Below are 7,844 nucleotides of genomic sequence, written 5' to 3' on the forward strand. Positions count from 1 at the left end.
ACCTCTGTTTTTTGGTGGGGGTGCGAGTCACGCGGTGGTGCCTAATTTTCCCTGTGCGGGTGTGGGGGGCCCCTACCCGGGGGTAAATCCCCCCCCGCCCCCTTCGGGGGCCACGGCCACGGCCGACGGGGTGGACACCCAGAACGGACGAGCCGCGGACGGACCCATGCCCGAAAAGGACGGCGAACGCAGAAAAGCAGCCCCTGCTGCCGCTCCCGAACTCCACAGCGGCCACAAGCTCGCCCGGCGCTACCGCCTCGAGGAGTGCGTCACCCGTCTGGACGGATTCAGCAGCTGGCGCGCGATGGACGAGAAGCTGCGCCGCGCCGTGGGCGTCCACCTGCTGCCCGCCGACCACCCACGGGCCCGTGCCGTGCTGGCCGCGGCCCGTTCCTCGGCGCTGCTGGGCGATCCCCGGTTCGTCCACGTCCTCGACGCGGTGGAGGAGAACGACCTCGTCTACGTCGTCCACGAGTGGCTGCCCGACGCGACCGAGCTGACCGCGATCCTCGCCTCGGGCCCCCTGGAGCCGCACGAGGCCTATCAGCTCGTCACCCAGGTCTCCCAGGCCATGGCCGCCGCGCACCGCGAGGGCCTGGCCCACCTGCGCCTGACGCCCAGCGCGATACTGCGCACCTCCACGGGCCAGTACCGCATCCGCGGGCTCGCCGTGAACGCCGCCCTGCGCGGCATCACCAGCGACACCCCGCAGCGGGCGGACACCGAGGCCATCGGCGCACTCCTGTACGCCGCCCTGACCCAGCGCTGGCCCTACGAGAGCGACGCGTACGGGCTCACCGGCCTGCCCAAGGGCGTCGGCCTCATCGCCCCCGACCAGGTCCGGGCCGGGGTGCACCGGGGGCTGGCGGAGCTCGCCATGCGCGCCCTCGCCAACGACGGGGCCACCGCGTCCCGGCAGGAGCCCGCCTGCACCACCCCGGAGGACCTGGCCAAGGCCGTCGCCGCGATGCCCCGCATCCGGCCGCCGGAGCCCGCGTTCACCGCGCCGCCGGAGTACCAGCAGACCACCTACCAGCAGGGCAACTACGGACGGCCCCCGGCGCACCCCGGCGCGCAGGCCACCCGTCCCATCGCCGTCCCCCCGCCCCCGCTGCAGAGCCGCACCGGTCGCGTCCTGAAGTGGGGTGTGGCGGCCCTGCTCATCGCCGCTCTGGGCCTGGGCAGCTGGCAGCTCGCCGACACCCTCCTGGACCGCGTCAAGGGCGACAACGGCGGCACCAGCAACTCGCAGTCCCCGAAGACGAACGAAGACGAGAAGAAGCCCAAGGAGAGCAAGCCGCTGCACCTCGCCGGCGCCTCCGTCTTCGGCAAGGACCCGATAAAGCCCGGAGATGCCGACAAGGCCGTCGACGGCGATCCCGGCACCGCGTGGAAGACCTTGAACTTCTTCGGCTACGGCGGGAAGTTCGGCAACCTGGACAGCTATGACGACGGCAGCGGCATCATCGTCGACCTGGGCAGCCTCCAGGAGGTGACGGGCATCGAGGTGGACATGATCGATGCCGGGCACCAGGTCGAGGTCCGGGCCGCCGCCCCGCAGGCGACCTCACCGCACAGCATCTCCGACTTCCCCCAGGGGCTCGTGAAGCTGGGCACCGCGGGGAAGAAGCTGGAGGCCAAGATGGACACTCCGGTCGCGACCCGCTTCGTGCTGGTCCACATCACCGTGCTGCCCTCCTCGGGCGAGGGGGACGGCTTCCGCGGCGGCATCAGCGAGATCAAGGTCCTCGGTACCGGCGACAAGCCGGCCACCTGATCGGTACGTCCCGGGTCCGCTGCGCCGTCGGCTCAGCGGACCCTCGTATTCGTCCCGCCCGCCCCGTACGCTCCCTCCGGGAGGGGAGGTGTGATGCACGACGCAACCGCAGGCGGGGACAGTGACCGGGACCTGCTCGCCCTGCACGTCGCCGGGGATCCCGATGCCTTCGGGGAGCTAGTACGGCGCCACCGCGACCGGCTGTGGGCCGTGGCGCTGCGGACGCTCGGCGACCGCGAGGAGGCCGCCGACGCGGTGCAGGACGCCCTCGTGTCCGCCTACCGGGCCGCCCACACGTTCCGCGGGGACTCGGCCGTCACGACGTGGCTGCACCGCATCACCGTCAACGCCTGTCTTGACCGGGCCCGCAAGGCCGCCTCCCGCAAGACCTCGCCGATCGACGACACGGAGCGCCTGGAGCGGCTCCTGGAGCCCCACGAGTCCGCCGAGGCCCCCGCCGAGCGCCAGGACCTCCACCGCCAGCTCCTGGCCGCCCTGGCCACGCTCCCGGCCGACCAGCGGGCCGTCCTCGTCCTCGTCGACATGCAGGGTTACCCCGTCGCCGAGGCCGCCCGTATCCTCGACGTCCCCACCGGCACCGTGAAGAGCCGGTGCGCGCGCGGCCGGGCGAAACTCCTCCCGATGCTCACTCATCTGCGCTCGAATGCCGTGGATAACACCGCCACGGAGCGGGGAAGGAACCGGACGCCGGGGACACCCGTCCCACCAGCGGCAGACCCCAGTCGGCCAGCCCCAGACGCAGACACGGTGAAGGGCGGAGGTGGACGAACGTGACTCCCACAACCGGCACGATCCGGCACCCTGACGTCTCGGAGATCTCCGACCTGACCGAAGGGCTCCTCTCCCCGGCCCGGACCGCCGAGGTACGCCGTCATCTGAGCGACTGCCCGCTGTGCGCCGATGTCCACGCCTCCCTGGAGGAGATCCGGTCCCTGCTCGGCACCCTGCCGGGGCCGCCCCGGATGCCCGCCGACATCGCCGGGCGCATCGACGCGGCCCTCGCCGCCGAGGCCCTCCTCGACTCCACCACGCCCAGAACCGAGGCCGCCCCGGCCTCCGGTCCCACCGTCGAGCGCGATGTTTCACGTGAAACATCGCCTGCCGCACCGGCGGGCCAGGGTCCCCGGCGGCCCGCCGGTCACCCGACCGGAGCAACCGGCCCGGGCCGTCGGCGCGCCCGCCGCCGGATCACCGTCATCGCGGGGCTGGCGGGAGCGGCCGCCTGCGCCCTCGGCATCTTCCTCGCGGGCCACCTTCTCGGGACGGGATCGCCGGACACCGCCGCCCGCAAATCCGGGACGAGCGCGGCAGCCGAGGCACCCAAGGACGGCACGTACACGGCACAGGGCCTCCAGGACAACGTGCAGCAGCTCCTCGCCGCCGGTCAGGGGGCCAAAACAGCCCCCCAGGACGAACAGCAGAACAACACGTACGGGTTGGAGGACACCACGCCCTCCCCGAAGCGGGCCCCCGGGGACCAGCACGTGAATCCGTCCGCGGTCCCGTCCTGCGTCCGGGACGCCACCGGTCGCCCCGACACGCCGCTCGCCGCCGAGCGCGGCAGCTACCAGGGCACCGACGTCTATCTCCTCGTCCTGCCCCATCCGGGGGACTCGGCCCGGGTGGACGCCTACCTCGTCGGGGCCGGCTGCGCGGACACCCCGCCTGCGGACTCCGGACGACCGCTGCTGACCCGGACCTACCCGCGGAGCTGACACCTTCGGGTCGGCACAGGAACGGGCCGGGAATGCATGCGCCGTAGGATCCGTTGGGTGGGGTGAGAGTCCGCACCGGCCCCCGGCAAGCAGCGCGTAGTCCACAGAGACGAGGAAGAAACCCGTGAGCGACGTACGAAACGTGATCATCATCGGTTCCGGGCCGGCCGGTTACACCGCGGCCCTGTACACCGCACGCGCTTCGCTCAAGCCGCTGGTCTTCGAAGGCGCCGTGACCGCAGGCGGCGCGCTGATGAACACCACCGAAGTCGAGAACTTCCCCGGCTTCCAGGACGGCATCATGGGTCCGGATCTCATGGACAACATGCGCGGCCAGGCGGAGCGCTTCGGCGCCGAGCTGGTCCCCGACGACGTCGTGTCCGTGGACCTCACCGGTGAGATCAAGACCGTCACCGACACGGCCGGCACCGTGCACCGGGCCAAGGCCGTGATCGTCACCACCGGTTCGCAGCACCGCAAGCTCGGCCTGCCCAACGAGGACGCGCTCTCGGGCCGCGGTGTCTCCTGGTGCGCCACGTGTGACGGGTTCTTCTTCAAGGACCAGGACATCGCCGTCGTCGGCGGCGGCGACACCGCGATCGAGGAGGCCACCTTCCTCTCGCGCTTCGCCAAGTCGGTCACCATCGTGCACCGCCGTGACGCCCTGCGCGCCTCCAAGGCCATGCAGGACCGCGCCTTCGCCGACCCGAAGATCAAGTTCTCCTGGGACAGCGAGGTCGCGGAGATCCACGGCGAGCAGAAGCTCTCCGGCCTCACGCTGCGCAACACCAAGACCGGTGAGACCTCCGAGCTCCCCGTCACGGGCCTGTTCATCGCCGTCGGCCACGACCCGCGCACCGAGCTGTTCAAGGACCAGCTGGAGCTCGACGAGGAGGGCTACCTGAAGGTCGACGCCCCCTCGACGCGCACGAACCTCACCGGCGTGTTCGGCGCCGGCGACGTCGTGGACCACACGTACCGTCAGGCCATCACCGCCGCGGGCACCGGCTGCTCCGCGGCCCTGGACGCCGAGCGCTTCCTCTCCGCCCTCGCGGACGCCGAGAAGGCCCACGCCGCGGTCTGACCCCCCACGCACACCCCCCACCCCACACCCCGCAGGAAGAATTAGGAGGCCGCTGTGGCCGGCACCCTCAAGAACGTGACCGACGCCGACTTCGACGCCGAGGTCCTGAAGAGCGACAAGCCCGTCCTGGTGGACTTCTGGGCGGCCTGGTGCGGTCCGTGCCGCCAGATCGCCCCGTCCCTGGAGGCCATCGCTGCCGAGTACGGCGACCAGATCGAGATCGTCAAGCTGAACATCGACGAGAACCCGAACACGGCCGCCAAGTACGGCGTCATGTCCATCCCGACCCTGAACGTGTACCAGGGTGGCGAGGTGGCCAAGACCATCGTCGGTGCCAAGCCGAAGGCCGCCATCCTGCGCGACCTCGACGAGTTCATCCAGGCGAAGACCGCCTGACGATCGAGAACCCACCCGGCGTCAGCCGGGAGTGTTTCACGTGAAACGGGGCCGCCCCTTGAGGGGTGGCCCCGTTCGCACGTCACAGCGGGCGTAGCGCGGGCTCCTTCCGGGCCCCACCGAGCAACCGGTCCAGCGCGAGCTCCACGTCTTCCTTCCACGAGAGCGTCGAGCGCATCTCCAGCCTCAGCCGCGGATGCACGGGATGCGGCCGCACCGTCTTGAAGCCCACGGCCAGCAGGTGCTCCGCCGGCAGCAGGCACGCCGGGCCCTCCCAGCGCGCGTCCCCGAACGCCTCGATCGCCCGGAACCCGCGCCGCAGCAGATCCTTCGCCACCGTCTGGACCATCACCCGCCCCAGGCCCTGCCCCTGATAGCCCGGCATGATCCAGGCCGTGATCAGCTGCACCGCATCCGGAGACACCGGACTCGTGGGAAAGGCCGTGGCCCTCGGAACGTAGGCCGGCGGCGCGTACAGCACGAACCCCACCGGGACTTCGTCCACATAGACCACGCGGCCGCACGAACCCCACTCCAGCAGGACGGCGGAGATCCAGGCCTCCTTCTCCAGCGCCGGAGTCCCCGCCTTCACGGCGGCCTCACCGCTGACCGGATCCAACTCCCAGAACACACAGGACCGGCAACGCCGAGGCAGGTCCTGGAGATTGTCCAGCGTAAGTGGTGCCAGTCGACGCCCCATGAGCGCATCGTATCCACAGCACGAAACAGGCGAAACCGTATCAAGGCAAAGGGGCGGACCGCGCCGGTTCACACCGGCACGACCCGCCCCTCGGCGGCCGGGGACTCACTCCCCGGACAGTCCCTGCTCCAGCACCCGGCCCTCGCCCGGCGCCAGTGTTCCCAGGATCCGCTCCAGATCCTCCATCGAGGCGAACTCGACGGTGATCTTGCCCTTCTTCTGGCCCAGATCCACCTTCACACGGGTCTCGAACCGGTCCGACAGCCGCGTCGCCAGCTCGCTCAGAGCCGGAGCCACCCGGGCACCGGCCCGCGGACCCTTGGGCTTCACGACCGCGGAGGGCTCCGAGCCCATCAGGGACACGATCTCCTCGACGGCGCGCACCGAAAGGCCCTCGGCCACGATCCGGTGCGCCAGCCGGTCCTGGACCTCGGACTCCTCCACCGACAGCAGCGCCCGCGCATGGCCGGCGGAGAGCACACCCGCGGCCACGCGGCGCTGCACCGGCGGCGACAGCTTCAGCAGACGCAGCGTGTTCGACACCTGCGGACGCGAACGCCCGATCCGGTCGGCCAGCTGGTCGTGCGTGCAGTTGAAGTCCTGGAGCAGCTGGTCGTACGCGGCCGCCTCCTCCAGAGGGTTCAGCTGCGCCCGGTGCAGGTTCTCCAGGAGGGCATCCAGCAGAAGCTTCTCGTCGTCCGTCGCGCGGATGATCGCAGGAATGCGCTCCAGCCCCGCCTCGCGGCACGCCCGCCAGCGACGCTCACCCATGATGAGCTCATAGCGGTCCGGAGCGGACTGCCGCACCACCACCGGCTGAAGCAGACCCACCTCCTGGATCGAGGTCACCAGCTCCGCCAGCGCATCCTCGTCGAACACCTCACGGGGCTGCCGCGGGTTCGGCGTGATCGCGTCCATCGGGAGCTCCGCGAACGTCGCTCCGGCCACTGCCTGGGCCCGGGGCTCCACCGCCTGCGGCTCCTCCACCACGGCCACCGCGACCGGCGCTTCACGTGCGACATCCGGCTGCGCCAGGGCAGCCAGCTTCGCCGCGGCGACCCCGCGCTCCGAAGGCAGTACCGGCACGGCCGACGGGGACGTCGAGCCCCCACCGATCACCGGCGGCGTCTTCTCCTGAGGAGCGGCGGGGATCAGCGCACCGAGCCCCCGCCCCAGACCCCTACGTCGCTCACTCACTGGATCCCCTCCGCCACACTCTGCGTGCTGTTCATGCCCGCGCCCGAGTGGGCGTGCTGGGCGTCGTACGAAATTCCGGCCCCCCGCAGCGCGATCTCACGCGCCGCCTCCAGGTAGGACAAGGAGCCGCTGGAACCCGGATCGTACGTGAGCACCGTCTGGCCGTAGCTCGGCGCCTCGGAAATACGCACCGACCGCGGGATGCTCGTGCGCAGCACCTCCTTGCCGAAGTGGGTGCGCACCTCCTCCGCCACCTGCGAGGCCAGCCGGGTCCTGCCGTCGTACATCGTCAGCAGGATGGTCGACACGTGCAGCGTCGGGTTCAGGTGGGCGCGCACCAGGTCGACGTTGCGCAGCAGCTGGCCCAGTCCCTCCAGCGCGTAGTACTCGCACTGGATCGGGATCAGTACTTCGGCGCCGGCCACCAGGGCGTTCACCGTGAGCAGCCCCAGGGAAGGCGGGCAGTCGATCAGGATGTAGTCCAGCGGCTGCTCGTACGCCTGGATGGCGCGCTGGAGCCGGCTCTCGCGCGCCACGAGCGACACCAGCTCGATCTCGGCGCCCGCCAGGTCGATCGTGGCCGGGGCACAGAACAGCCCCTCGACGTCGACCACCGGCTGGACGACCTCCAGCAGCGGCCGGCTGTCCACGAGCACGTCGTAGATCGAGGGCACATCTGCGTGATGGTCGATGCCGAGCGCCGTGGAGGCGTTGCCCTGGGGGTCGAGATCGACCACCAGGACCCGCGCCCCATGCAGGGCCAGTGAGGCCGCCAGGTTCACGGTCGTCGTGGTCTTGCCCACGCCGCCCTTCTGGTTGGCGACCACGATGATCCGGGTCTGCTCCGGCCGGGGCAGCTTCTCACCGCTGCGCCCCAGCGCCTCGACGGCCAGCTGGGCGGCACGGCCGATGGGCGTGTCGTTGTCTACAAGGGGCGACGATGTTTCACGTGAA

General features: G+C 71.0%; 8 protein-coding genes. 5 read left to right on the forward strand and 3 right to left on the reverse strand.

Translation table 11 applies throughout. The features are described 5' to 3' along the window. Positions 1 to 61: 61 nt before the first annotated feature. The 5 genes from ACFXA3_RS14390 to trxA all read left to right on the forward strand — a co-directional run bounded on the left by ACFXA3_RS14390 (position 62) and on the right by trxA (position 4,993). The gene (locus ACFXA3_RS14390) at positions 62 to 1,777 is read left to right on the forward strand and encodes a protein kinase family protein (RefSeq protein WP_385186664.1); all 1,716 of its coding nucleotides are present in this window, start codon (positions 62 to 64) and stop codon (positions 1,775 to 1,777) included. Positions 1,778 to 1,870: 93 nt separating this feature from the next. Beyond that, on the forward strand, positions 1,871 to 2,572 hold the full coding sequence (sigM, locus tag ACFXA3_RS14395) for an RNA polymerase sigma factor SigM (protein ID WP_385186645.1): 702 nt from the start codon (positions 1,871 to 1,873) through the stop codon (positions 2,570 to 2,572). Further along, a complete protein-coding gene (locus tag ACFXA3_RS14400) occupies positions 2,569 to 3,513 on the forward strand; it encodes an anti-sigma factor family protein (RefSeq protein WP_385186647.1) in 945 nt (314 codons plus the stop codon). Before sigM ends, ACFXA3_RS14400 begins: the two co-directional genes overlap by 4 nt. Positions 3,514 to 3,637: 124 nt before the next feature. After that, on the forward strand, positions 3,638 to 4,597 hold the full coding sequence (gene trxB / locus ACFXA3_RS14405) for a thioredoxin-disulfide reductase (protein ID WP_385186650.1): 960 nt from the start codon (positions 3,638 to 3,640) through the stop codon (positions 4,595 to 4,597). Between the two features lie 54 nt (positions 4,598 to 4,651). Continuing rightward, positions 4,652 to 4,993, forward strand: coding sequence for a thioredoxin (trxA, locus tag ACFXA3_RS14410; protein WP_385186653.1), 342 nt, complete (start codon positions 4,652 to 4,654; stop codon positions 4,991 to 4,993). Positions 4,994 to 5,075: 82 nt separating this feature from the next. Here trxA and ACFXA3_RS14415 read toward each other — a convergent pair whose 3' ends face one another. The 3 genes from ACFXA3_RS14415 to ACFXA3_RS14425 form a co-directional block, all read right to left on the reverse strand. After that, positions 5,076 to 5,693: a GNAT family N-acetyltransferase gene (locus ACFXA3_RS14415; RefSeq protein WP_385186656.1), complete on the reverse strand. Its 618-nt coding sequence runs from the start codon at positions 5,691 to 5,693 to the stop codon at positions 5,076 to 5,078. A gap of 105 nt (positions 5,694 to 5,798) precedes the next feature. Next, on the reverse strand, positions 5,799 to 6,890 hold the full coding sequence (locus tag ACFXA3_RS14420) for a ParB/RepB/Spo0J family partition protein (protein ID WP_385186659.1): 1,092 nt from the start codon (positions 6,888 to 6,890) through the stop codon (positions 5,799 to 5,801). Then, a partial coding sequence (locus tag ACFXA3_RS14425; RefSeq protein ID WP_385186661.1) for a ParA family protein occupies positions 6,887 to 7,844 on the reverse strand: 958 nt, incomplete at its 5' end. The genes ACFXA3_RS14420 and ACFXA3_RS14425, both read right to left, overlap by 4 nt.

The sequence above is a fragment of the Streptomyces sp. NPDC059456 genome (assembly GCF_042750055.1).
In the GTDB taxonomy this organism is placed as follows: Bacteria; Actinomycetota; Actinomycetes; order Streptomycetales; family Streptomycetaceae; genus Streptomyces.